The organism is Streptomyces sp. NPDC104096, from assembly GCF_055584385.1.
In genome coordinates, this window is the sequence record NZ_JBVJMD010000004.1 from 155,586 (window position 1) to 179,891 (window position 24,306).

General features: G+C 73.4%; 18 protein-coding genes. 7 read left to right on the forward strand and 11 right to left on the reverse strand.

Annotation, left to right across the window (positions count from 1 at the left end; translation table 11 throughout):
* Nucleotides 1-57 precede the first annotated feature (57 nt).
* The 6 genes from ACZ60B_RS06850 to ACZ60B_RS06875 all read right to left on the reverse strand — a co-directional run bounded on the left by ACZ60B_RS06850 (nt 58) and on the right by ACZ60B_RS06875 (nt 8,148).
* Nucleotides 58-750 carry an HhH-GDP family DNA glycosylase gene (locus tag ACZ60B_RS06850; protein WP_469384832.1) on the reverse strand — a complete coding sequence of 231 codons (693 nt, stop codon included), beginning with the start codon at nt 748-750 and terminating at the stop codon, nt 58-60.
* 354 nt (nt 751-1,104) lie between these two features.
* Entirely contained in the window at nt 1,105-3,531 is a 2,427-nt protein-coding gene (locus ACZ60B_RS06855) for a PP2C family protein-serine/threonine phosphatase (RefSeq protein WP_469384834.1), read from the reverse strand.
* A gap of 163 nt (nt 3,532-3,694) precedes the next feature.
* Complete coding sequence (locus ACZ60B_RS06860) at nt 3,695-4,432, reverse strand: GAF domain-containing protein (protein WP_469384836.1); 738 nt, start codon at nt 4,430-4,432, stop codon at nt 3,695-3,697.
* 39 nt (nt 4,433-4,471) lie between these two features.
* On the reverse strand, nt 4,472-5,236 hold the full coding sequence (locus ACZ60B_RS06865) for a GAF and ANTAR domain-containing protein (RefSeq protein WP_469384837.1): 765 nt from the start codon (nt 5,234-5,236) through the stop codon (nt 4,472-4,474).
* Nucleotides 5,237-5,372: 136 nt separating this feature from the next.
* Entirely contained in the window at nt 5,373-5,936 is a 564-nt protein-coding gene (locus ACZ60B_RS06870; RefSeq protein ID WP_469384839.1) for a hemerythrin domain-containing protein, read from the reverse strand.
* Nucleotides 5,937-6,102: 166 nt separating this feature from the next.
* A complete protein-coding gene (locus ACZ60B_RS06875) occupies nt 6,103-8,148 on the reverse strand; it encodes an ABC transporter ATP-binding protein (protein WP_469385073.1) in 2,046 nt (681 codons plus the stop codon).
* A gap of 171 nt (nt 8,149-8,319) precedes the next feature.
* Here ACZ60B_RS06875 and ACZ60B_RS06880 point away from each other — a divergent pair, with 171 nt between their 5' ends.
* Nucleotides 8,320-9,252 (forward strand): lysylphosphatidylglycerol synthase transmembrane domain-containing protein, encoded by a 933-nt coding sequence (locus ACZ60B_RS06880; protein WP_469384841.1) that lies wholly within the window; start codon nt 8,320-8,322, stop codon nt 9,250-9,252.
* Between the two features lie 204 nt (nt 9,253-9,456).
* Nucleotides 9,457-10,221, forward strand: coding sequence for a crotonase/enoyl-CoA hydratase family protein (locus ACZ60B_RS06885; RefSeq protein ID WP_469384842.1), 765 nt, complete (start codon nt 9,457-9,459; stop codon nt 10,219-10,221).
* 49 nt (nt 10,222-10,270) lie between these two features.
* Here the strand turns inward: ACZ60B_RS06885 and ACZ60B_RS06890 are convergent, their stop codons facing one another.
* From ACZ60B_RS06890 to ACZ60B_RS06900, 3 genes are all read right to left on the reverse strand, one after another.
* The gene (locus tag ACZ60B_RS06890) at nt 10,271-11,539 is read right to left on the reverse strand and encodes an NAD(P)/FAD-dependent oxidoreductase (RefSeq protein WP_469384844.1); all 1,269 of its coding nucleotides are present in this window, start codon (nt 11,537-11,539) and stop codon (nt 10,271-10,273) included.
* Between the two features lie 72 nt (nt 11,540-11,611).
* Complete coding sequence (locus ACZ60B_RS06895) at nt 11,612-13,015, reverse strand: FAD-dependent oxidoreductase (RefSeq protein ID WP_469384845.1); 1,404 nt, start codon at nt 13,013-13,015, stop codon at nt 11,612-11,614.
* Between the two features lie 145 nt (nt 13,016-13,160).
* Nucleotides 13,161-14,600 (reverse strand): FGGY family carbohydrate kinase, encoded by a 1,440-nt coding sequence (locus ACZ60B_RS06900; protein ID WP_469384846.1) that lies wholly within the window; start codon nt 14,598-14,600, stop codon nt 13,161-13,163.
* 301 nt (nt 14,601-14,901) lie between these two features.
* Here ACZ60B_RS06900 and ACZ60B_RS06905 point away from each other — a divergent pair, with 301 nt between their 5' ends.
* The 3 genes from ACZ60B_RS06905 (at nt 14,902) to ACZ60B_RS06915 (ending at nt 18,864) form a co-directional block, all read left to right on the forward strand.
* Nucleotides 14,902-15,885 carry a hypothetical protein gene (locus ACZ60B_RS06905; RefSeq protein ID WP_469384847.1) on the forward strand — a complete coding sequence of 328 codons (984 nt, stop codon included), beginning with the start codon at nt 14,902-14,904 and terminating at the stop codon, nt 15,883-15,885.
* A gap of 54 nt (nt 15,886-15,939) precedes the next feature.
* Nucleotides 15,940-17,532, forward strand: a complete 1,593-nt coding sequence (locus ACZ60B_RS06910) for an amino acid permease (RefSeq protein WP_469384848.1) — start codon at nt 15,940-15,942, stop codon at nt 17,530-17,532.
* A 240-nt stretch (nt 17,533-17,772) separates the two neighbouring features.
* The gene (locus tag ACZ60B_RS06915; RefSeq protein ID WP_469384850.1) at nt 17,773-18,864 is read left to right on the forward strand and encodes a mechanosensitive ion channel family protein; all 1,092 of its coding nucleotides are present in this window, start codon (nt 17,773-17,775) and stop codon (nt 18,862-18,864) included.
* Nucleotides 18,865-18,899: 35 nt separating this feature from the next.
* Here the strand turns inward: ACZ60B_RS06915 and ACZ60B_RS06920 are convergent, their stop codons facing one another.
* Nucleotides 18,900-20,450 carry a M1 family metallopeptidase gene (locus tag ACZ60B_RS06920; RefSeq protein WP_469384851.1) on the reverse strand — a complete coding sequence of 517 codons (1,551 nt, stop codon included), beginning with the start codon at nt 20,448-20,450 and terminating at the stop codon, nt 18,900-18,902.
* 198 nt (nt 20,451-20,648) lie between these two features.
* Between ACZ60B_RS06920 and ACZ60B_RS06925 the strand changes: the two genes are divergently transcribed.
* Nucleotides 20,649-22,868 (forward strand): NADP-dependent isocitrate dehydrogenase, encoded by a 2,220-nt coding sequence (locus ACZ60B_RS06925; RefSeq protein WP_469384852.1) that lies wholly within the window; start codon nt 20,649-20,651, stop codon nt 22,866-22,868.
* Nucleotides 22,869-23,043: 175 nt separating this feature from the next.
* Here ACZ60B_RS06925 and ACZ60B_RS06930 read toward each other — a convergent pair whose 3' ends face one another.
* Complete coding sequence (locus ACZ60B_RS06930) at nt 23,044-23,385, reverse strand: DUF5713 family protein (RefSeq protein ID WP_469384853.1); 342 nt, start codon at nt 23,383-23,385, stop codon at nt 23,044-23,046.
* 82 nt (nt 23,386-23,467) lie between these two features.
* Here ACZ60B_RS06930 and ACZ60B_RS06935 point away from each other — a divergent pair, with 82 nt between their 5' ends.
* Entirely contained in the window at nt 23,468-24,265 is a 798-nt protein-coding gene (locus ACZ60B_RS06935; RefSeq protein ID WP_469384856.1) for an N-formylglutamate amidohydrolase, read from the forward strand.
* Nucleotides 24,266-24,306: the final 41 nt, after the last annotated feature.

A 24,306-nucleotide genomic window follows, 5' to 3' on the forward strand; every position in this document is an offset into this window, starting at 1 on the left:
GGCGATGAACTGGTTCGCGGCGCTCGGCCGTTCGCGGCTCACGCGGGCTTTCGCGGCTCACGCGGACTGCCGGGCCTCCGCGGCCGCGGCGAGCACCTCGCCGGCCAGCGGCTTGTCGAGCGCCGCGTGGACCAGGCCGTCGGCCAGCCGGGTGAGGTCGCGGTCGGGGGCGAGGCCGCCGAGTCTCTCGGGCGAGGCCGGCAGTCCGAGCCGCCGGGCCCCGTCCAGGGCCTTGCGGTCGATGTACGGGGCGAACTCCGGCCACACCCCCTGTACGTCGCGCAGGAAGATGTCGGCACCGGCGGGCCCGATCCCGGGCAGGTCGAGCAGGGCCTGCTTCGGATCGGGTTCCTCGCGCAGCCGGCGCAGGTCACCGTGCCAGCGGTCGAGCACCAGCGCGGCACCGTTGCCGAGCAGGGTGGCGGTGCGCTCGTCGTAGCGTCGGTAGCCTCCCCGGCCGAGCGCGTCCACACGGTCCTGCCAGGTGGCCTCCAGCATCGCCCTCGGCGTACGCAGCCCCGCCTCGAACAGCGCTCGGGCGGCGGCGACGGCGGTGTCGGCCCGGATGGGGGCGCTGAGCAGCGTCGCCAGCACCAGCGTCTGATAGAGGGGGGCCGGTGTGTTGCGCAGCCGGATGCCCGCCTGCTCCGCGTAGGTGCGCTCCTGACGGTCGAGCAGTGCGTGTACCACCGCCTCGTCGGTGGTACGCGGGGTCCCTCCGCCGGACTTCCGGTCGTTCTCGATGGTCATCGCCCTGTCACCCGCCGTGATCGGCTGTCACCGGGTCGGTGGGGGCTCCAGGGCCTGTCCGACCGTTCCCGCCTGCCGCGCGGCGCCATGCAGGCCCCGGAACCGTCCACCGTCCCCGTACAGGGCCCGCGAGTACCCGTGGGGGTGCGCTTCATGCGGCTCCCGGCGGGAGCGACGCCGCCGTACGGGTGCTGCTGCTGTGGGGCCGTCGTCCCGCCGATCCCTCCCGTCGGCACAGCTCCGCCGGCCCCGAGACCCTGCGCGGGGTACGGACGCTGCTGGGCGGCTACTGAGTCGGTCCGGGCCCGCACCGGCAGCCGTGCGGCCGGGGCGTCCGCCCGCGGGACGCGCCGCTCACCCGGCCCCGGCCCGGTGAGGTACGTGGATGTCGAGGACGCAGATGTCGTCGCGGTGATGCGGCCGCAGTCCGGCCAGGGCGGCCGCGAGCGGTGCGCCGGGGTCGGCCCGCAGCAGGCCGAGCGCGGTCTCGGCGAGCCGTTCCATGCCCTTGTCGATGTCCTCGCCCGGATCCTCCACCAGACCGTCCGTGTAGAACAGCAGCCGGTCGCCGGGCAGCAGGTCGACGGCGGCCTGGTCGTAGTGGAAGTCGCGGGCGGCGCCGAGCAGCAGCCCCACCGGCTGGGGCAGGAAGACGGCCTCGCCGTCGCGGATCAGCAGCGGCGGCAGGTGTCCGGCACTCGCCCAGGTCAGTCGGTGCCGCTGGGGGTGGTAGCGGGCGATGACCATCGTGGCGCTCGTCGCGTACGAGCCGTCCGCGGTGCGCAGCAGCAGCGTGTTGAGACGCTTGAGGACCTCCGGCAGGGCCGATCCCGTGATGGCCATGCCCTTTCCGGTGAACCTGAGCTGGGCCATCGCGCCGACCGCGGCGAGTCCGTGACCGGCGACGTCGCCGACGACGAACAGGGCCCCTCCGTCGGCGAGTTCGAGGGCGCTGTACCAGTCTCCCCCGACGTTCACGCCCGTGTCGGCGGGGACGTAGGAGACATGGACGCTCAGCCCCGCCAGTTCCATCCGCTGTTCGGGGATCGGCAGCAGGGCCTCCCTGAGGCGGGCGGCCAGTACCCGCTCGGCCTGGAGCACACCGCGCTGTACCAGCAGCGCGCGTTCGCTCTTCACCAGCGCGTTCTCGGCGTCACGCAGCGCGGTGAGGTCCTGGACGAAGCCGTGCACCTCGACGGGGACGCCGTCGGCGTCGGTCCGGGTCTCCGCGACGATCCGTATGTGCCGTACGCCGTACGCTCCGGCGATCCGGCACGGCAGGTCGATGGCGGCTCCCCCGTCGAGCAGCCGCCGGACCGCGGTGCCCAGAGTCGGCACGTCGCCCGGCGCGACGTGCTCGGGAAGCTCCTCCAGGGACATGGGGCCCAGGTCCGGATCGCGGCCGAAGATGATGTAGACCTGCTCCGACCAGACGACGGTGTTCGTGGTCAGGTCCCACTTCACCCAGCCGAGGTTGCCCAGCCGTTGCAGATCGGCCAGGCGGCGGGTCTCCTCCAGGCTGCTGTCGTGGCGGATCCAGGACACGGCCAGCCGGCTGCCGAGCCGGGACGCCCGCACCGAGTAGGTGGAACGGCGCGGTACTCCGGAGGCCACCTCCTCGTAGTCGAAGGGTCCGCTCTCGTAGACCGTGCCGGTGGTGAGGGCGGCGAGGTATCCGTCCCACAGCGCGGTGCCCGCCACCGTGGGATACATCTCCAGGATGCTGTGCCCGACCAGTTCCCTGCCGCGGCGGCCGGCGATGTCCACGGACTCCGGTGCGGCCGCCTCGATCCGGTAGTCCTCCACCGCCCCCGTCTCCGCGTGTACGGGCTGGAGCAGCACCGCGGGCCCCGGCAGGATGTCGAAGACCCGCTGGACGGTGTCCGCGCTCCCCCGGTCCAGGGCCGGCCGGTCCCGGTGGGATCCGCCGTCCAGGGCTCCGGCGCACAGCCGTACGGCCTTGAGCAGCAGGGACCGCGTCGCGGTGTCGAACGGGGCGGCGAGCGTGCGGAAGACGCCGACGACGGTCGTCGGCGACCGTTCGCCGGGCAGCGGGATCCACGCACGGGAGGGCCACCGCCGGGACGGATCCTCGATGAGCCGGTAGCGGGCCGCGTCCTGCTCGGGCTCCTCCAGCCACAGGGGCTTGCCCTCGGCGACGGCGTCCACCGGGGCCACACCCGGCAGGGGCGGGATGCCGCTCCACTGCTCGGCCAGGGCGTCGTCGATGCCCGCGTGCCCGATCAGCTCCAGGTTCCCGGCGCTCGACCGGACGTAGATCATGACGGCGTCGACGCTCTCGGAGGCGTGCAGCGTCGTCCACAGCAGTCCGGCCACCTCGTGGGGTGTGCGGGCACCGGTCAGGCTCTCGGCCAGGTCGGCCAGGAACGTGGGCCGGTCCGATCCGACCCGTGAGGTGGTCAGGTACTGCTCCACACCGAACGGGGAGACGTCCGCCGCCCGGGCCGCGTCGCCCCCGGCGCGGACCTCTCGGCGCGGTTCGGCGGCGAAGTCCCGGCTGCTCTGTCCCAGGATGGTCCAGCACTCCTCCACGAGGGTGCGACGACGGTGTCCGGCCCTGGCGAGCAGCAGTTCGTACGCCGCGTCCGCCGTCAGGTGCGCCTGCTGCATGACGATGCCCTTGGCCCGTTCGACGACCGCGGTCGTCGAGACCAGGTCTTCCAGATCCGCGATCTCGGCACGGAGCCTGGCCACCGTCTTCGCCAGCGGCAGCAGGTCGGGAGCCGTACCGTCGTCGGCAGCCGCGAAGTCGCTCTCCACGTCCCCGAGCATGCCACGCCCGGTCGGCGTTGTTCCGCCGCTCACGGAATTCGACGACCGCGGCGGTTCCCGTGCGCCCGCCGGTACGGCGTTCACCCCGGACCCCGGCACCCTGGTGAGCCGCCCGGACGGTCCGGAGCACCGCCCGGCCGCCGGTCCGGGCTCAGATACGAGGCCGCGCGTCGACGACCGCGGCGGGTTCCACGGCGCGGGTGACCAGTGCGTAGGCGGTCTCGGTGAGGCGGAGGTGCCGTTCGCGCACATAGCCGTCGAGCAGCCGGGCGGCCTCGGGGACGGTGGTGCCCGCGTACTGGGCGATCATGCCTTTGGCGATCTCCAGGGTGGCCTTGGCGGCGATGACGCTCTGCACGCGGGTGATGACGTCGTCGATCCGGGTCGGTTCCATCGACCAGTGCATCAGGCCGAGGGCGGCGGAGTCCGCGAGGGACTGGGCGAGGTGGACGTCGTCCGCCGCCAGGTCGCCCACGCTCCGGCGCAGCAGGGTCAGTCCGCCCAGGGAGCGCTCGTGCAGTCGTACCGGAACCGCCTGGAGCGATTCGTACCCCGCGTCGGTCATGGCGGTGACCAGTCCGGGCCAGCGCTCGGACTCGGCCGCGATGTCGGGCACGCTCACCGGCTCGCCGGTCCGGTAGGAGTCCATGCAGGGGCCCCGGCCGCTCTGCACCTGGAGCAGCTCGGCGAAGGCGGCGTCCTCGTCGGTGGTCGCCATCGTCCTCAGACGGCCCCGGCCGTCGGCCATCATCACGGCCGCCGCGTCCACGTCCAGCAGGTCCCGGCAGGCGTGCACCAGACGGTGGAAGAGCTGCAACGGGTCGAACTCGGCCGCGAAGGTGTCCGTCAGGGCGACGAAGGCCTCCGCGAGCTGCCGCTCGCGGTTCATGCTCGCCTCCCCGGGCTGTGGTTCACGTGTACCGGCCGTTCATTCATCGCGGAGGTCCATGGTGTGGTTGATGATCGCCACGGCCACCTCGGTCGAGGTGCGGCCCTGGGTGAAGGCCCGCGCGCGCAGGCGCAGCAGCGCCTCCTCGGCGGTCACACCGAGCTGGACCATGATCATGCCGGTGGCCTGGTGCACCTCCTCCCGGTCCGCTTCCGCTCCTGCCAGCCACGTTACGACTCCTTCGGGCGCCGGGAAAGCGTGGTCGAGGGCGATCAACGTCAGGGTGACCGCGTCGGCCACCAGCAGCGCGGTCCTGACGTGGTCGACGCTCAGCGGACCCGGCGTCCGCCGGTAGAGGTCCAGCGTGCCCAGGGCGCTCCCGGCCCCTCCCAGCGGCAGCGAGAAGACCGCCTCGGCCCCGGCCCGGGCCGCCTGCACGGAGAAGAGCGGCCAGCGTCGGCTGTCCGGCGCGCGCCTGAGGTCGGTCGCGAACACCGGCGCGCGGAGCCGGACCGCCTCCATGCACGGGCCTTCGCCCAGGGTGTACTGGATCTCCGCCAGCCGGGCGGCGACGCCGTCGCTGGCGCACAGCATCACGCTCAGGTCGGAGCCGTCGCCCCGTACCGACACGGACAGCCCGGTGACCATCGGCAGGAGCGTCCCGCAGGCGCGGCCCAGGACCTCGGGCACGTCGGCGGGCGGAAGGCCGCGTACCGCGTCGACGAGTTCACGGGCGATGAGGGCACGCCGGGTCTCGGTCTCCTGCTCGGCGTCCTCGCCGCCCGGCAGGCCGTCGTCGGTCATGAACCTCACCTCCCCGCGACCACTCCCCGCAACGGATCCACCCGATCTTGGCACAGCGCCCTGTCCCCGTCGGCCCGGCACGGAAGGTGCGCCGGGCGTCGCCGCGCGGGAAGGACTTCCGCAACCCGTCCCGGGCTCAGCCGGCCTTGCCACGTCCCGTCAGGGCGTCGCGCAGCCGGTCGATCATGCCCACGCCCGGCGCGAGCATCTTGTTGGCGGGCGGCCGGTCCGGCGCGGCGGGGTGCGGCCGGGTCGGCGCCGTCTTCTTCGCCCGGCGGACCTTGTCGCCCAGGTCGTCGAGGGCGGCGGGCGGGCACGCGGCGCGCAGCCGGGGGAAGAGGTTGTTCTCCTCGTCGCCGATGTGCGCGCGTACCTCCGTCATGAGGGAGCCGATCAGCGCGTCGAACCGGGGGTCGTCCGCGGCGCAGCCCTCCAGGTCCTTCATCAGCTGCTCGGCACCGGCGTGTTCCTCGAGTTCGCGGTCGGCCAGGGCGTCGCCGCCCTCGACGTGCTCGCGCACGGCCGGGTAGAGATGGGCCTCCTCGGCCACCGAGTGCCGCACCAGCTCCATCGTGACCTGGTCGGCGTACAGCTTGCGGTCACGGTCACCGGGCGGCAGCGCGTCGATCTTGCCGAAGAGCTCCTCCACCTCCCGGTGATCGGTCATCAGCTCGTCAATGACGTTTCCACCGTGTCCCATGCCTTCGTCCTCCGCTCGTGGCAGGCGGTCCGTCCGATGCGGATGCGCCGCGGTCCGAGTCCCCGGTCCCGGGCGCGCCACACAAGTCGGGTGGCCGCGGACGACCTCGGCACCACCGCATGAGGCGGGCCGGCCCCGCCTGACGTGGCGGGGCCGGCCCGGCCGCTCAGCCCACCGGCGCGGCGGGGAGCTCCTCGTGGTCCCCGGCTGTCGTCGCGGCGGTCTCGCCGTCCCCGGGCGTCGTCGCGGCGGTCTCGTGGTCCCCGGGCGTCGTCGCGGCGGTCCCGTGGTCCCCGGGCGTCGTCGCGGCGGTCTCGTGGTCCCCGGGCGTCGTCGCGGCGGCCGTGGGAGCGGTCGTCCCCGGGGCGAACTGGGTGCGGTAGAGCTGCGCGTAACGGCCCTCGGCCGCCAGGAGTTCTCCGTGGGTGCCGCGCTCGACGACCCGGCCCGCCTCGATCACCAGGATCTGGTCCGCGGCGCGCACGGTGGACAGCCGGTGGGCGATCACGATCGCGGTGCGGTCGGCCAGGGCCTCGGTGAGCGCCTCCTGGACCGCCGCCTCCGAGGTGTTGTCGAGATGGGCGGTGGCCTCGTCGAGGATGACGACGCGCTGGCGGGCCAGGAGCAGCCGGGCGATGGTCATGCGCTGGCGTTCACCGCCGGAGAGCCGGTAGCCGCGTTCCCCCACGACCGTGTCGAGGCCGTCGGGCAGGGAGCGCACGAGGTCGTCGAGGCGGGCCCGGCGCAGCGCGTCCCACAGTTCGTCCTCGCCGGCGCCGGGGCGGGCCAGCAGCAGGTTGGCCCGGACCGAGTCGTGGAACAGGTGGCCGTCCTGGGTGACCATGCCCAGGGTCTCGCGCAGGGAGGCGGCGGTGAGGTCGCGCACGTCGACGCCGCCGACGCGTACGGCGCCCTCGTCGACGTCGTAGAGGCGCGGCAGGAGTTGGGCGACGGTGGACTTGCCGGCGCCGGAGGAGCCGACCAGGGCGACCGTCTGGCCGGGCTCGGCGCGGAAGGAGATGCCCCGCAGCACCTCGGCGCCGCCGCGGGTGTCGAGGGAGGCGACCTCCTCCAGGGAGGCGAGGGAGACCTTGTCGGCGGACGGGTAGCCGAAGCGGACGTCGTCGAACTCGACGGCGACCGGCCCGTCGGGGACCCGGCGGGCGTCCGCCTTCTCCTCGATGAGCGGCTTCAGGTCCAGCACCTCGAAGACCCGCTCGAAGCTGACGAGCGCGCTCATCACCTCGACCCGGGCTCCGGCCAACGCGGTGAGCGGGGCGTAGAGGCGGGTCAGCAGCAGGGCGAGGGAGACGACCGCGCCGGGCTCCAGGGTGCCGCGCAGGGCGAACCAGCCGCCGAGGCCGTAGACCAGGGCCAGGGCCAGGGCGGAGACCAGGGTCAGGGCCGTCATGAACACCGACTGGGCCGTGGCCGTGCGCACCCCGATGTCCCGCACGAGACCGGCGCGGGCGGTGAACTCCAGCGACTCCTCCTCGGGCCGGCCGAAGAGCTTGACCAGGGTGGCGCCCGGGGCGGAGAAGCGTTCCGTCATCCGGGTGCCCATCGCCGCGTTCAGGGTGGCCGCCTCCCGCTGCATCCGGGCCATCCGGCTGCCCATGCGTCTGGCCGGCACCACGAACACCGGGAGCAGCACCAGGGCGAGCAGGGTGATCTGCCAGGACAGGGTGAGCATCACGGCGAGCGTGAGCAGCAGCGTGACCAGGTTGCTGACGACTCCGGAGAGCGTGTTGCTGAACGCGCGCTGGGCGCCGATCACGTCGTTGTTGAGACGGGAGACCAGCGCTCCCGTACGAGTGCGTGTGAAGAACGCGACCGGCATCCGCTGCACATGATCGAACACCGCCGTCCGGAGATCGAGGATGAGCCCCTCGCCGAGCATGGCCGACAGCCGCCTGCCGAAGATGCCGAGCGCCGCCTCCAGCACCGCGATCAGCGCGATGAGCAGGGCGAGCCGGACGACCGTGCCCTCGTCCCCGTGCGACACGATGGCGTCCACCACGCGTCCGGCCAGGACCGGGGTCGCCACGGCGAACAACGCGGTCACCACCCCGAGGACGACGAACAGCGCGATACGGCGCCGGTGCGGGCGGGCGAAGGCGCCGATGCGGCGCAGGGTCGCGCGGTCGTAGGGGCGGCGTTCCTGCCGGGCGTTCATGACGCTGTACAGCTGCGTCCAGGCGGTGGTTTCCATGCTCATGAGAGAGAACCTAGGACCTCAAGCTTCGTTGAGGTCAATGTCCGTCCGGAATTCCCGCAGACGAAGGAACCGATGACCCTTTCCCCCCAGCCGCTGCCCGTCCGTAAGCCCCCGTCCCCGCAGCCGCAACCCGTCGTTGACGTGGTGCGGAAAACCTCTCGCAATGTGACCCGCGTCCCCGTCCGCCAGATCCTCTGCCTGCTTCCGCTGCTGCTGCTCGGCGTGGTCGCGGTGCAGCACCGCTCCGTGCTGGCCGAGGGGATCGGCCAGCTGCGCGGCGCCGAGTGGCCCTGGCTGCTGGCCGCGGCCGGGGCGACCTGTCTGACCTGGGTGGCCGCGGCCTTCACCCGCCAGGGCGCGCTGGTCGAGCGGCTGCCCAGGCGGCGCCTGCTCGTCACCCAGTTCGCGGCGGGCGCGGCCAACCATCTGCTGCCCACCGGGCTGGGCGCGAGCGCCGTGAACCTGCGCTTCATGACGGTCTGCGGGGTGCCGCTGGCCCGGTCCTCGGCCGCCCTCGCGCTGTATCTGCTCGCCGAGAGCGTGGGGCGGCTGGGTCTGCTGGCCGCGCTGCTGCTCGCCTTCCCGCACGCGCTGCGGCTCGGCACGCTGCTGCCGCACGGGGCGCTCGGGCCGCTGCTGGGGGCCGCCGGTGCCGTCGTCGCCGTGGCCGCGGTCGCGCTCGCGGCGGTACGCCGGCTGCGGGACGCCGTGCTCTCCTTCCTGCGCACCGCGCTCGGCGAGGCGCGCTCGGTGCACACCCGTCCGGCGCGGGCGTTCGCCCTGTGGGGCGGTTCGCTGGCGTTCCCGGCACTCCAGGCCACCGGTCTGGCGGCGGTCGGGCAGGCACTGGGGCTGCCGGTGCCGCCCGCGCACATCGCGGTGGCCTATCTCGCGGCGACCGTCGCCGTGGCCCTGGTGCCCACCCCGGGCGGCCTCGGCTCGGTCGACGCGGCCCTGATCGTGGCGCTGGTGGCGGCGGGCGGCCCGGTGGCGGTGACCACGGCGGTGGTCCTCGCGTACCGGATCATCACCGTGTGGGTGCCGCTGCTGCCGGGGGCGCTGACGCTGGGCGCGCTGGTGCGGCTGAAGGTGATCTGACCCGGAAGGCCACCGGCCCCAGGGCGGGCGCGGGCCCCAGGACGGGCACGGGCCCCAGGACGAGCACGGGCACTCCTGGCCCATGCACTCCTGGCCCATGCACTCCTGGCCCATGCACTCCTGCGAGACTCGCTCCAGCGAACTCGACGGACACGACGGACACGACGGACACGACGAGACGGTCGTGCGGAAGGGGATCCCACCATGCCGGTCCGGACGGAACACCGGGGACACGTCACGACTGTCGTGCTCTCCCGCCCCGAGGCACGCAACGCGGTGGACGGCCCGACGGCAGTCGAACTGGCCGCCGCCTTCCGCGAGTTCGAGGCGGATGACGAGGCGCGGGTGGCGGTGCTCTGGGGCGAGGGCGGTACGTTCTGCGCGGGCGCCGACCTCAAGGCGGCGGGCGGCGAGCACGGCAACCGGGTCGCCGAGGACGGCGACGGACCGATGGGGCCGACCCGGATGCGGCTGTCCAAGCCGGTGATCGCCGCCGTCGCCGGGCACGCCGTGGCCGGCGGGCTGGAACTGGCGCTCTGGTGCGATCTGCGGGTCGCCGAGGAGGACGCCGTCTTCGGGGTGTTCTGCCGCCGCTGGGGCGTGCCCCTCATCGACGGCGGCACGGTACGTCTGCCCCGGCTGATCGGTACGAGCCGCGCCCTGGACATGATCCTGACCGGCCGCCCGGTCCCGGCCCGGGAGGCCTACGGGATGGGCCTCGCGAACCGGGTGGTCGCCACCGGCACCGCCCGCGCCGAGGCCGAGGAACTGGCCGCGACGATCGCGCTCTTCCCGCAGGCGTGCGTGCGGTCCGACCGGGCCTCGGTCCTGGAGCAGGAGGGCCTGGACGAGGCGGCGGCGATCCGGGGCGAGCTGCGCCACGGCATGGGCGTGCTGGCGGAGGGACTGGAGGGCGCGGCCCGCTTCGCCGGAGGCGCCGGACGGCACGGGGCGTTCGGGGACCTCTGAGGGGTCCCGCCGGCCGCCGGACCCGCCACGTGAGCGCTGTCGGGCCCGGTCAGGCGAGTGCCACCCGCACCGGGCCGCCCTTCGGGTCGACCCGGCCGGTCCAGTGGGCGGTCAGGGTCAGGGTGCGGTGGGGCACGGCGGTGCGGGTGCGCGGGCGCTCGGTGTGCAGGAGGCGGTCGTCCTGGCTGACGTGCAGCACCGGGCGGGCGACCACGACCGAGGTGCGCAGCACGTACGGGCCGCGCTCGCCCCGGGTGCCGACGGCCGGGGTGCCGACGGCCGGGGTGCCGACGGCCGGGACGACACGGTTCGGGGCGATCCAGCGCAGCGGCGGGTCCACCAGCAGGGGGACGCCCTCGGGCCAGCCGCCCGTGGCGAGCCAGCCCTGGACCGTGCTCCCCGCGTACGCGCCCTCGCGGGCGGCCGTCGCCGCGCTCTCCACCGCGTGCAGCACGCTGCCGGCGGCGAAGACGCCGGGCCGCGAGGTGCGCAGACCGCCGTCGACGGCGGGTCCGCGGGTGCCGGGGTCCAGCGACAGCCCGCCGCGCCGGGCCAGTTCGTGGTCGGGGACGAAGTCGCCGGTGAAGACCACGGTGTCGCAGGCGAGCGTGGCCGTGCGGCCGTCGCGGTGGCGGACCCGGACGCCGGACAGCCGCCCGCGGCCGACGAGTTCGGTCACCGAGGTGCCGGTGAGCAGCGGTACGCGGTGCCGCAGCCGGGCGTCCGCGGCCCGCGCGGGCGCCGTCTGGGCGAGGGGCAGTTCGGTCACCATGGCCACCACGTCGACTCCCGCGGCCCGCAGGGTGGCGGCCGCCGCGTACGAGACGTCCTCGGCGCCGACGACCACCGCGCGGGTGCCGATGCGCTGCCGGTACAGGTGCACCGACTGCTGGAGTTCGCCGGTGGTGTACACGCCGGCCGGGCGGGTGCCGGGCACCAGCCGCGCGGCGCGCGGCCGTTCGCGGGCCCCGGTGGCCAGGACGACCGCGCGGGCGTCGATCGTCTCCGGCCCGTGCGGGCCGACGGTGTGCAGGGACAGCGGTCCGGCCCAGTCGAGGGCGGTCACGCCGGTACGGACGATCGCTCCGGCCCGGTCCGCCGCGTCGAGCAGCAGCCGGGCGTACCCGGGGCCGGTCAGCGGACGCAGCCAGGTGCCGTAGCCGCCGTGGGCGCAGTGCCGGGGCGCTCCCCCGGCCTGTCGCTCCCGGTCCAGCACCTCGACCCGGCCCGCGCCCGCCGCGGCCAGCCGGGCGGCCGTCGCGAGTCCGGCCGGGCCGGCCCCCACGACGAGGACGTCGACCTGGCGTCCGGCCGTCACGTCCGGACCCCCTCGGACAACATGCGTCCGGCCGTCATCCCCCGGCCTCCTCGAACAGCGCCTGTACGACCGTCACTTCCACGCCTCCTCGAACAACTCGCGTACCGCCGCCCCGCAGTAGAAGCCCTGGCAGCGGCCGGCCCTGGCCCGGGTCCTGCGGCGCAGCCCCTCCAGGGTGCGCGGGGGCACGGTGGCGGCGAGGGCGTCGCGGATCTCGCCGCGGGAGACGCGTTCGCAGTGGCAGACGAGGCGGCCGTACTCCGGGTCGGCGGCGATGAGTTCGGGCCGCTGGTAGGGGCGGGGGAACGCCTCGCCGAGGTTGGGCATGCGGACCGGTTCCAGGTCCCGTGCCGGGGGCGTGTCGAGTCCGTCGGCGGTGAGCAGGCCGACCACGTGCTCGGCGATGGCGAGGGACGCGGTCAGCCCGGTGGAGCGGATGCCGCCGACGGTGACGTACGCCTGTCCGGGGTGGGAGCGGATGCGGTAGTCCTCGTGCTCGGTGGCGGCGCGCAGGCCCGCGTAGACGGCGGTGACCTCCTCTTCGAGCAGTTCGGGCAGGACGCGGCGGCCGTTCTCGCGCAGTCGGGCGAGGCCCTCGGCGGTGGATTCGGTGGCCCGTCGGTCGTGCAGGTCCTCCGCGGTGGGGCCGAGCAGGACGTTGCCGTAGACGGTGGGGGCGACCAGGACGCCCTTGCCGAGCGCCGTGGGGACGGGCAGCAGGATGTGCCGGACCAGGTCCCGGGCGGGCTTGTCGAAGACGAGGAGCTGACCCCGGCGCGGGGTGACGGTGAAGTCGTGGTGGCCGAGCCGTCGGTCGAGGGTGTCGGCGTGCAGGCCGGCGGCGTTGACCAGCCGGTGGGCGCGCAGTTCGCCCCTGGCCGTGCCGAGGACATGCGTGCCGTCCTGTCGACTCGCCTGCTCCACCGGCGAGTCGAGATGCAGGTCGACTCCGTTGCGGACCGCCTGGGTGGCGTACGCGAGGGTCGTCGTCCAGGGGCAGATGATGCTCTCGCCTGGTACGTGCAGGGCTCCCAGGGCACCGGGGCCCAGGCGCGGTTCGCGGGCGTACAGCGCGGCGGGATCCAGGTGCCGGGCGTCGTGGCAGCCGTTGCGCCCGGCCTTGTCCGCGAGGCGGGGCAGCGCGGCGAGCTGTTCCTCGTCCCAGGCGACGAGCAGCGCGCCGACGGGTTCGACGGGGATGCCGCACTCGGCGGCGTACGCGGCCAGCAGCCGGGCGCCCTCACGGACCAGGCGGGCCTCCAGGGAGCCGGGGAAGGCGTCGAAACCGGTGTGCAGGATCGCCGTGTTGGCCTTGGAGCTGCCCTGGCCGACGTCGTCCTGCGCCTCGACGAGCGCGACGCGCAGCCCGGGGCGGCGGGCGAGTTCCCGGGCGATCGCGCAGCCGACCACTCCGGCGCCGACGACCGCCACGTCGTACGTCGTCGCGGGCAGGGGCCCGTACGCGGTGACCGTCATCCGGGCGTCCGGCCCGGGGGCGTGTGGCGGTCCGCACGCCCCCGGCGGGCGGGCGACCGGGTCACGGGCGTACGGCGTACGGGCGTAGCGGCCGGGGTCCGTCCGCCGTGGGCCGTGGCCGGGCGGACCCCGGCCGCCCGGCGCGTCATGCGGGCGCCCCGTCGAGCAGTGCGGCCACGGCCGCGCGGAAGGTGGCGCGGCGTTCGGCGGCCTGGTCGGGCGAGATGCGCGGCTCGTAGACGGCCGCGGGCTTCCACTCCGGCAGGGCGTCGGCGACCGTCGTCCCCGGCACGGCCCCGAGCAGGGCCAGGGCGCCGGTGCCCAGGGCGGTCGCGTCGGGCAGCGCGGACACCTCGACGGGGCGTTGCAGCAGGTCGGCCTGGGTCTGCATGAGCAGCGCGGAGCGGGTCAGGCCGCCGTCGACACGGAGTTCGGAGAGGGGGACGCCCTGGTCGACCGCGGCGGCCTCGGCGAGTTCGGCCACCTGGGCGGCGAGTCCCTCGCACAGCGCGTGCACCACGTGCCCGGGGCCGGTGTCGAGGCCGAGCCCGGTGAGCGAGCCGCGGATGTCGCCGCGCCACCAGGGGGCGGCGAGGCCGGCCAGCGCCGGTACGAAGGTGACGCCGCCGCTGTCGAAGGCGGTGCCGCCGACCCGGTCGAGGTCGGTGGCGCCGGTGATGACGCCGAGGTCGGTGAGCCAGCGGACGGCGGAGGCGGCCGTGTAGACCTGGCCGTCGAGGCAGTAGGCGGTGCGTCCGCCGAGCCGCCAGGCGACGCAGCTGACCAGTCCCGAGGTGCCGCGCATCGGGGTCTCGCCGGTGTGGGCGAGCAGGAACGCGCCGGTGCCGTAGGTGCACTTGGCGCCGCCGGGCGCGGTGACGCGCTGGGCGAGCAGGGCGGCCTGCTGGTCGACGACGAGCCCGGTGAGCGGGATCTCGGGGCCGAAGGCGGTGGTGGTGCCGACGGGGGTTGCGTTGTCGACGACGTCGGGGAGCCGTTCGCCGGACAGTCCGTACAGCTCGAGGGCGCGGGGCGACCAGGCGGCCTGGTCGAGGTCGAGGAGCTGGGTGCGCCCGGCGGTCGCGGCGTCGGTGACGTAGCTGCCGGTGAGGCGGTGCACGAGCCACGCGTCGCTGGTGGTCACCACTCCCTCGCGGGTGAGGTGGCGTCGTATCCAGGCCATTTTCGGCGCGGCGAAGTAGGGGTCGAGCGGGAGGCCGGTGAGGTGGCGTAACTCGTCCGCGTGCTCGGCCAGTTCGGTGCACACGCTCTGGGCACGGCGGTCCTGCCAGACGAGCGCGTCGGTCAGCGGGCGGCCGTCGGCGGGGTCCCAGGCGAGCACCGTCTCGCCCTGGTTGGCGAGGCCCACCGCGATGACGGGTTCGCCGGCCTCGGCCAGGGCGCGGGTACCGGCCTCGACCACCGAGGCGTGGAGTTCGCCCGGGTCGACCTCGACCAGGCCACCGGGCAGATGGCGGGGACGCACGGCCGTGAACCCGGTGCCGATGACGCCACGTTCGGGACAGATCACCAGCGCCTTGGTGCCGGACGTGCCCTGGTCGACGGCGAGTACCGGACCTGTCATCTACACCTCTTCCGCAGGTGATCCGGAGGTGATCACAGCCCGACAGCCTGCCGTCGTCGCCGGTACCGCGTCAAGCACCGCCCACCTGGCGTCCCGCCTCGTCCTTCGTTGGCTGAGGGACAGTCAACTAACCGCATAGATAACGAAGTTCGAGACCAACCGGAATCCGGCGGTGATGCCTAACAAGCACCTCTATAGTGACCGCCGTCCCGGCGCGATCTCCTCGACTGCCGCCCAGAGGAGGGCTGTTGTTACTCCACCCTGCCGTCCTGCCCCGCCCTCGTCCCGGGGCGGTCGGCTGATGGCCAGAGAGGGAGCCCGACCCTCCTACGATCCCGCAGGCCACGATTCCGCGCTGCGTGCCGCCCTCCAGGAGCTGCGCGCCGGACGCTGGATGTCGATGCGCGGGCTGCTCGACGAGACCGGCCAGTGGTGGCAGTGGACGCAGCGCACCCAGGTGCTGGCGGCGGCCGCCGCCGGCAGCGACGTGGTGCGCGCGTGGCTCGTCGAGGAGCCGTCCAGCGTCCCGGCCACGGTGATGCACGCCCGGGTGGCCGTGGAGCGGGCCCTGCGGGCGCACCGCGAAGGCCACCGCCGCGCCCATGAACTGTGGATCGAGGCCTGGGACGCCGGCCGTACCGCCGCCGACCGCGCGCCCCGGGACCCGGTCCCCTGGGTGTGCCTGCTGTCGTTGGCCCAATTGGACCGGCAGCTGCTGTGGGACGAGCACCGGGTGGCGGCACCTGAGCCGACGCTGCCGCCGGGGCCGTGGGGCCTGCTGGCCGAGGCCGACCGGCGCGACCCGTACAACCGCGAGGCGCACCACCGCATGATGCAGTTCCTCTACACGCGTGCGGCCTCGGAGCGGCTGGCGGAGGCGACCGGCTACGCCCACCGGGTCGCCGGGGCGGCACCGCAGGGGTCCCCGCTGCATCTGCTGCCGCTGTACGTGCGGGCCGAGCGCTACCGGCGCGGCGGTGGCCGCGACGCCGCCCTCGACCTGCACTGGGTGGCGGAGGACGCCAGCCGCGAGGCGGGGCGGGCACTGGTGACCTGGTTCGAGTCGAGCGTCCCCGAGCAGCGTTCCCCGCTGGACCTCAACCATCTGGCGCACGCCCTGTGGGGCGCGCTCAGGTTCCCGGACGCGGCCCGGGTGTTCGACGCGCTCGGGCCGTACTACACGCCTGTGCCCTGGGCGTACCGCGCCCCGGACGGCGGCACGGCCATGGAGGTCTTCCTCCAGGCCCGCACGCGTTCCCGGGCGGCCTCGCACGACCCCGACTGACGCACTCCCGTGACGCAATCCCGTCGATTACCCGACTCCCTCCGGAGGTTACGCATGTCCCGCACCTCTGATCCGTCCGATCCGCCCCGCGCGAAGGAGAGTTCCGCGGCCGGTCCGCTCGTGGACGCGCCGGACGGTCCGCACGGCCCGAGCAGCCCGCACGACGAGGAGCAGCGGCTGCGCGAGCTCGGCTACCGGCCGGTCCTGGCCCGCCGCATGGGCGGCTTCGGCAACTTCGCGATCAGCTTCTCGGTGATCTCGATCCTGTCCGGCTGCATGACGCTGTACGGCTTCGGCCTGGGCACCGGCGGGCCCGCCGTGATGCTGTGGGGCTGGGCCGGAGTGGGCCTGTTCGTGCTGTGCGTGGGGCTCGCGCTGGCCGAGGTCACCAGCGCGTATCCGACGTCCGGCGCGCTGTACTACATGGCCGACCGGCTCGGCGGCCGCCGCTGGGGCTGGTACACGGGCTGGCTGAATCTGCTCGGTCTGCTCGGTGCGATCGCCGGCATCGACTACGGCGCCGCCCTGTTCGCCGGGGCCTTCGCCAACCTCCAGTGGGGCTTCGAGCCGACGCCCGGCAAGACCATGCTGATCTTCATCGCGATCCTGCTGCTGCACGCCGTGCTGAACCTGTTCGGGGTCCGACTGGTCAGCGTGCTCAACTCGATCAGTGTCTGGTGGCACCTGGCGGGCGTCGCCCTGATCGTCGGCGCGCTGGCGATCGTCCCCGACCACCACCAGTCGCCGTCCTTCGTGTTCACCAAGTTCGTCAACGACACCGGCTGGGACAACCCCCTGTACGCGGCCGCGCTCGGTCTGCTGCTGGCCCAGTACACCTTCTGCGGCTACGACGCCTCGGCCCATCTGTCGGAGGAGACCTCCAACGCCTCGGTGTCGGCGGCCCGCGGCATCGTCCGCTCCATCTGGGTGTCGTGGATCGCGGGCTTCGTGCTGCTGGCCGGTCTCACCTTCGCCATCCAGGACTACGACGCCACGCGCAACAGCGCGACCGGGGTGCCGCCCGCGCAGATCCTGCTCGACGGCCTCGGCACGGACGGTGCGAGCGCGCTGCTCGTCGTCGTGATCATCGCCCAGCTGTTCTGCGGGAACGCCGAGGTCGCCGCCGCCAGCCGGATGGTGTTCGCGTTCAGCCGCGACGGCGCGCTGCCCGGGTCCGACGTCTGGCGCCGGGTCAGCAGCCGCACCCAGACCCCGGTCGCCGCCGTGTGGCTGTCGGTGGGGGTCGCCGCCCTGTTGGCGCTGCCGTCGCTGTACTCGGCGACCGCGTACGGCGCGGTCACGGCCATCAACGTCATCGGCATCACCCCCGCGTACGCGATACCGGTGCTGCTGCGGCTGCGCGCGGGCGACCGGTTCCGGCCGGGTCCCTGGCACCTGGGCCGGTGGAGCAAGCCGATCGGCTGGATCGCGGTGGTGTGGGTGGCCGGTGTGACGGTGCTGTTCTGCCTGCCGCAGGCGTCGCCGGTGACGGTGGACACGATGAACTACGCCTGCGTGGCCCTCGCCGTCGTCCTGGTCCTCGCCACCGTGTGGTGGTTCGTCGCCCGCCGCTCGTACGGCACGCCCACGACCGCCGCGTACGGCTCCGACCGGGAACAGGCCGAACTGGCCGAGGGGATCGTCTGAGGCCTTCCGGTCATACGGTCCGGCAGCCGCCGAAATCGGCCTGAGCTGCACGGGCTTGCGCCGGGTCCGGTACGAACTGACCCACCGGATACGGCAGGATGAGCGGTCGCGCCGTCCGCGCGAAAGACGCGGACGGCGCGTTCGCGCTCCCCGGAATCGAGCAGGTGACTACGTGACGAGACTTCACATCCGGCCGTCGGCGGCGGCTCACGCCGCAGATCGTCCCTCCGGAGGTGAGCGGTGAACCGCGCGGTGACGCTCGACGACCTGATGCTGGCCGGCATCGCCCTGGCGGCGGGTCTGCTGGGGGCCTTCATCTCCCGCACGCTGCTGAACTGGCTGGCCAAGCACGCCAAGCGCACCCGCTGGAGCGGCGACGACGTGATGGTGGACGCCCTGCGGACGGTGGTGCCGTGGGCCTCGCTCGCGGGCGGCGCGGCCGCCGCGGCCGCGGTGCTGCCGCTGACCCACACCGTGCAGCGGCACGTCAACCAGTGCCTGACCGTGCTGCTCATCTTCGTGGTGACGCTGTCGGCGGCGCGGGTGATCGCCGGACTGGTGCACACCGTCACCCAGTCCCGCTCCGGTGTCGCCGGATCGGCCACGATCTTCGTCAACATCACCCGGGTGCTGGTGCTGGCGATCGGCTTCCTGGTCGTGCTCCAGACGCTGGGCATCTCGATCGCACCGATGCTCACCGCCCTGGGTGTCGGCGGTCTGGCGGTGGCGCTCGCCCTCCAGGACACCCTGGCCAACCTCTTCGCCGGCATCCACATCCTCGCCTCCAAGACCGTCCAGCCCGGTGACTACATCCGGCTGACCAGCGGCGAGGAGGGATACGTCGTCGACATCAACTGGCGTCAGACGACCGTGCGCCAGCTCTCCAACAACCTGGTCGTCATCCCCAACGGACAGTTGGCGAAGACGAACATGACCAACTACACCCGGCCCGAACAGCACCAGACCGTGCTGGTGCAGGCCGGCGTCGCCTACGACAGCGATCTGGAACACGTCGAGCGGGTGACCATCGAGGTGGTCGCCGAGGTGATGACCGGGGTCGTCGGCGCCCTGCCCGACCACGAGCCCGCGGTGCGTTTCCACACCTTCGGCGACTCGCGCATCGGTTTCACGGTGATCCTCGGCGTCGGCGAGTTCAGCGACCAGTACCGGATCAAGCACGAGTTCATCAAGCGCCTGCACCGCCGCTACCGCGAGGAGGGCATCCGGATCCCGGCGCCGACGCGGACGGTGGCGTTGCAGCAGGGGTCGGTGGTGATACCGCAGCAGCGCAACCACGAGGTCGTGCAGGGGGAGGTCCCCCTGCACGACTGAGAGCTCGGAGCTCCATGAGCTCGGAGCTCCAGGCCTCAGAGAGTGGCCGAGTTGTCGTGGTGCCCGGCGGTCCGCTGCCGCGGGACGGCGAGGGACGAGGCCACCGGCGTGACCGTCCAGTCGGGGTGGTTCGGCATCCGCGGGGTGACGGTGCCGTAGAGCCAGTCCCGCAGGAAGCCGGTCAGGTCCTGCCCCGAGACCTCCGAGGCGACGGCGATGTAGTTCTCCGTCGTCGCCACGGAGTTGCGGTACCGGGCCAGGAAGGCGTGCTCGATCGCGTGGAAGACGTCCTCGCCGACCAGCTCGCGCAGCGCGTACAGCACCAGCACGCCGCCCACGTAGCGCTGGTTGTCGAAGAGGTTGGCCGCGTTCGGCGCGGCGACCGGGCCGGAGTCGTGGCGCCACTGGTCGCCGAGCGCGTAGGTCGCCTTCATCCGGGCCTCCAGGGTGGTCAGCCCCAGCGAGTCCGGCCAGCCGCGCTCGTAGCGGTACAGCAGGCCGTAGAAGTCGGCGTGGCCCTCGTTCAGCCACAGGTCCGCCCAGGTGGCCGGGGAGACGAGGTTGCCGAAGTAGGAGTGGACCAGCTCGTGCATCATGTGCGAGCCGATCTTGGACTCCGGCTGGAGCAGGTAGTTCGGCTTGTACAGCGTGAGGGTCTGGGTCTCCAGGCCGGTGAAGTCGAAGGCCGCCGGGTCGTCGGAGTTGCAGGGCAGCAGACCGTACGTCTCGAAGGGGTAGGCGCCCAGCCGGGCCTCCAGCCACTCCACCAGGCCCGGGGTGAGGGCGAGGGCGGGCTCCAGGGCCTCCGCCCGCGCGGTCGGCACGACGTCCCGCAGCGGCAGCCCGTGCGGTCCCTGCCGCTCCTTGACCACGTAGTCGCCGACGGTGATCTGCACCAGTTCGGTGGCCATCGGCGAGCCGGAGCGGTAGGTGGTCGCGGTGCGCCCGTCGGCCAGGTTCTCGGTGCACACCAGCCGGCCGCTCGCCACACCCTTCAGACCGGCGGGGACGGTGACGCGGAAGGTGAAGTCCGCCTTGTCCGACGGGTGGTCGTTGCAGGGGAAGACGGTGTGCGCCAGGTTGGGCTGGCCGGCCACCGCGAACCCGTCCGGGGTGACGACCCAGCCGGTGAGCGGCTGCGCGATGCGGCGCGGATCGGCGGAGTACGCCACGCGGACCGTGACGGGGGCGCCCTTGGGCAGCGGCCGGGCGGGCGTGATCCGCAGCTTGTGCTCCACCTGCTCGAACACCGCCTCGCGGCCGTCGACCTGGACGGTGCGTATGTCCAGGCCGAAGCAGTCCAGGGAGAAGCGGGTCAGCGCCTGGGTGGCGCGCAGTTCCAGGGCGGCCGTGGCGTCGACCAGCCGGGTGGTGGCGTCGTAGGCGAAGTCGAGGTGGTACGCGTGGACGCGGTAGCCGTCGTTGCCGAGGGTCGGGTAGACGGGGTCGCCGAGCGTCTCGGCTCCGGGCGTGCCGGGCGCGCCCGGCGCCCCCGGAGCCGCGTGGGCGCCGCCGCCCACGGTCAGCGCCACGGCGGTGCCGAACAGTGCGGCCGCCGGGGCCGTCACTCGGGTGCGATATCTCATGGTCAGCCTTCATTCGGGCGGCCGGGTGGTCGGCCCGGCCGTCGTGGGGATTCGGAAGACGATCTACTTCCAGGACCACACATTCGGCCGCTTCGGTTGCACGCCGGGACACGGAAGACGCCGGACCCCTGTCGAGCCGAGGCCGCTCACGAGATATCTTGATGTCGAGCAATGTTGCAGACGTGGAGCGGAGCACCGGTGACTGACTCGACCATCATCTACACACACACTGACGAGGCCCCGGCCCTGGCGACGTATTCCTTCCTGCCGGTGGTCCAGGCGTACGCCTCGCAGGCGGGCGTCACCGTGGAGACCCGGGACATCTCGCTGGCCGGGCGCATCATCGCCGTGTTCCCGGAGTACCTGACCGAGGACCAGCGCATCCCGGACGCGCTGGCGGAGCTCGGTGAGCTGGCCAAGACGCCCGAGGCCAACATCATCAAGCTGCCGAACATCTCGGCGTCGATCCCGCAGCTCAAGGCCGCGGTCGCCGAGCTCCAGGCGCAGGGCTACGCGCTGCCGGACTACCCGGACGACCCCAAGACCGACGAGGAGCGGGAGATCCAGGCCCGCTTCGACAAGGTCAAGGGCTCCGCCGTGAATCCGGTCCTGCGCGAGGGCAACTCCGACCGCCGTGCCCCGGCCTCGGTCAAGAACTACGCCAAGACCCACCCGCACCGCATGGGCGCCTGGTCGGCCGACTCGAAGACGAACGTCGCCACCATGGGTGTCGACGACTTCCGCTCCACCGAGAAGTCCGCCGTGATCGCCGAGGCGGGCACGCTGCGCATCGAGCTGGCCGGCGACGACGGCACCACCACCGTGCTGCGCGAGTCGGTACCGGTCCTCGCGGGCGAGGTCGTCGACGCCTCCGTCATGCACGTGGCCCCGCTGCGCGAGTTCCTCACCGCGCAGATCGCCAAGGCCAAGGCCGACGGCGTGCTGTTCTCCGTGCACCTCAAGGCCACGATGATGAAGGTCTCCGACCCGATCGTCTTCGGTCACGTGGTGCGCGCCTTCTTCCCGAAGACCTTCGCGCGCTACGGCGAGACGTTCGCCGCGGCCGGCCTGACCCCGAACGACGGTCTGGGCGGCATCTACAAGGGCCTGGAGTCCCTGCCCGAGGGCGCCGAGATCAAGGCGTCCTTCGACGCCGAGCTCGCCGAGGGCCCGGCGCTGGCCATGGTCGACTCCGACAAGGGCATCACCAACCTGCACGTGCCGTCCGACGTGATCGTCGACGCCTCGATGCCCGCCATGATCCGCACCTCCGGCCACATGTGGGGCCCGGACGGCCAGGAGGCCGACACCCTCGCGGTGCTGCCGGACTCCTCGTACGCCGGTGTCTACCAGGCCGTGATCGAGGACTGCCGCGCCCACGGCGCCTACGACCCGTCGACGATGGGCTCGGTCCCGAACGTCGGTCTGATGGCGCAGAAGGCCGAGGAGTACGGCAGCCACGACAAGACCTTCGAGATCCGGACCACCGGCACGGTCCGCCTGGTGGACCAGGCCGGCAACGTGGTGATCGAACAGACGGTCTCCGCCGGCGACATCTTCCGCGCCTGCCAGACCAAGGACGCGCCCATCAAGGACTGGGTGAAGCTCGCCGTCACCCGCGCCCGCGCCACCGGCAGCCCGGCCGTGTTCTGGCTGGACGAGACCCGCGCGCACGACGCCAACCTGATCGCCAAGGTCCAGGCGTACCTGCCGGAGCACGACACCGAGGGCCTGGACATCCGGATCCTCAGCCCGATCGAGGCGACCAAGCTGTCGGTGGAGCGCATCCGCCGCGGCGAGGACACCATCTCCGTCACCGGCAACGTGCTGCGCGACTACCTCACCGACCTGTTCCCGATCCTGGAGCTGGGCACCAGCGCCAAGATGCTGTCGGTCGTCCCGCTGATGGCGGGCGGCGGCCTGTTCGAGACGGGCGCCGGCGGCTCCGCGCCGAAGCACGTCCAGCAGCTGGTCAAGGAGAACTACCTGCGCTGGGACTCGCTGGGTGAGTTCTTCGCGCTGGTGCCGTCCCTGGAGCAGTACGCGACGGCCACCGGCAACACCCGCGCCCGGGTCCTCGCCGACACCCTCGACCGCGCCACGGCGACCTTCCTCAACGAGGACAAGTCCCCGACCCGTCGCGTCGGCGGCATCGACAACCGCGGCAGCCACTTCTTCCTGTCCCTGTACTGGGCGCAGGAGCTGGCCGCGCAGACCGACGACGCCGACCTGGCGAAGGCCTTCGCCGCGCTGGCCGAGTCCCTCGCCGCCGACGAGCAGAAGATCGTCGACGAGCTGAACGCCGTCCAGGGCAAGCCGGCCGACATCGGCGGCTACTACCAGCCCGACCCGGCCAAGGCCGCCGCGGTGATGCGCCCGTCCGCCACCTGGAACGCGGCGCTCGCGTCCATCGGCTGACGCGCCGGGCCCCCCGGGCCCGCCGTCGTCTGATCCGCAGTACCTGACTCCGCCCCGGCCGGCCTCGCGCCCGGCCGGGGCGGAGTCGTGTCCGAGGCCGCCGTGCCCGGCCGGGGCGCGGCCGGGGCGTCCCGCGCACCCGCCCCGTCGCGGTCGCGGTCGCGGTCGCGGCGGACTACCAGTCCCTGGTCCCGATGAGTTCCTCGACGTCCGCGTCCGGGAAGCCGTAGGCGTCGGCGACGAACCAGAAGTCCTCGGCTATCACCTCGCGCGCCACCGTCTCGATCTCGCTGTCGGCCGCCTCGAAGGCCGCCTGAAGGTCGTTGAACTCCTCGGTGGCTGCCTGGGTCAGGACGTAGAGCGCGTCCAGGTCGGCGGGGCGCTCGGCCTCGACGCGCTCGCACAGCCGCAGCAGGACCGCCCGGCCCAGGTCCACCACATGGTCTGGGTAGTAGTCCGAGCGGTACAGCCCGCGCAGGAACGGATGCGCGCTCACGCGCTGGTTGCTGATCGGCATGCTGCTGCCCGCCCTCTCCCGGCGTCCGATGTGACACCTTGATCGTGCACCACACCACTGACAACACCCCTGGAGCCGCCGTATGCCGCCCGCCGCACCGTCCTTCGAGCTGCTGCCCGGTGCCGACGAGTCGCCCGTGATCCTGCATGTGCCGCACTCCGCGCGGGAGATACCGGCCGCGGTGCGCGCCGGGATCCTGCTCGACGACCCGGCGCTGGAACGGGAGCTGGACCACATCACCGACGCGCACACCGCGCGGATCGCCGCCGAGGCGGCCCGGGCGTCCGCGGTGGCGCCCTGGCGGTTCGTCAACCGGCTGTCCCGGCTGGTGATCGACCCGGAGCGCTTCCCCGACGAGCGGGAGGAGATGCTCGCCGTGGGGATGGGCGCGGTGTACACCCGCACCACGCACCGGGAGGCGCTGCGGGCCCCGGACACCGACCCGGGGCCCCTGGTCGAGCGCTACTTCCGGCCGTACGCGCGGGCCATGACGGAGGCGGTGGCGGACCGGCTGGCCGTGACCGGGCGGGCCGTGATCGTCGACGTGCACTCCTACCCGGCCGAGCCGCTCCCCTACGAGCTGCACGGCGAGGGTCCGCGGCCGCCGGTCTGCCTGGGCACCGACCCCTTCCACACCCCGCCCGCGCTGCTGGCCGCCGCGCGGGAGGCCTTCTCCGGGTGCGGGGAGACGGGGCTGGACAGCCCGTTCGCCGGGACGTACGTACCGCTGGAGTTCTACGGCAAGGACGCCCGGGTGAGCGCCCTCATGGTGGAGATCCGCCGGGACACGTACATGACCGAGCCGGGCGGCCCGGCGGGGCCGGGGCTGCCCCGGCTCGCCGAGGCGCTGGCCGCCCTGGTCGACGCCGTCCCCCGCTGACCCGCGTCCCGACCGGGACGGACGGCCCCGCCCGGCCGTCC

Coding starts and splice junctions, on each gene's coding strand:
- ACZ60B_RS06870 (WP_469384839.1), bottom strand. CDS start 5,936: ATGGGACACGGTGGAAACGTCATTGACGAGCTGATGACCGATCACCGG.
- ACZ60B_RS06875 (WP_469385073.1), bottom strand. CDS start 8,148: ATGGAAACCACCGCCTGGACGCAGCTGTACAGCGTCATGAACGCCCGG.
- ACZ60B_RS06935 (WP_469384856.1), top strand. CDS start 23,468: ATGCCGCCCGCCGCACCGTCCTTCGAGCTGCTGCCCGGTGCCGACGAG.
- ACZ60B_RS06930 (WP_469384853.1), bottom strand. CDS start 23,385: ATGCCGATCAGCAACCAGCGCGTGAGCGCGCATCCGTTCCTGCGCGGG.
- ACZ60B_RS06905 (WP_469384847.1), top strand. CDS start 14,902: ATGGCCAGAGAGGGAGCCCGACCCTCCTACGATCCCGCAGGCCACGAT.
- ACZ60B_RS06865 (WP_469384837.1), bottom strand. CDS start 5,236: ATGACCGACGACGGCCTGCCGGGCGGCGAGGACGCCGAGCAGGAGACC.
- ACZ60B_RS06860 (WP_469384836.1), bottom strand. CDS start 4,432: ATGAACCGCGAGCGGCAGCTCGCGGAGGCCTTCGTCGCCCTGACGGAC.
- ACZ60B_RS06910 (WP_469384848.1), top strand. CDS start 15,940: ATGTCCCGCACCTCTGATCCGTCCGATCCGCCCCGCGCGAAGGAGAGT.
- ACZ60B_RS06850 (WP_469384832.1), bottom strand. CDS start 750: ATGACCATCGAGAACGACCGGAAGTCCGGCGGAGGGACCCCGCGTACC.
- ACZ60B_RS06885 (WP_469384842.1), top strand. CDS start 9,457: ATGCCGGTCCGGACGGAACACCGGGGACACGTCACGACTGTCGTGCTC.
- ACZ60B_RS06900 (WP_469384846.1), bottom strand. CDS start 14,600: ATGACAGGTCCGGTACTCGCCGTCGACCAGGGCACGTCCGGCACCAAG.
- ACZ60B_RS06895 (WP_469384845.1), bottom strand. CDS start 13,015: ATGACGGTCACCGCGTACGGGCCCCTGCCCGCGACGACGTACGACGTG.
- ACZ60B_RS06920 (WP_469384851.1), bottom strand. CDS start 20,450: ATGAGATATCGCACCCGAGTGACGGCCCCGGCGGCCGCACTGTTCGGC.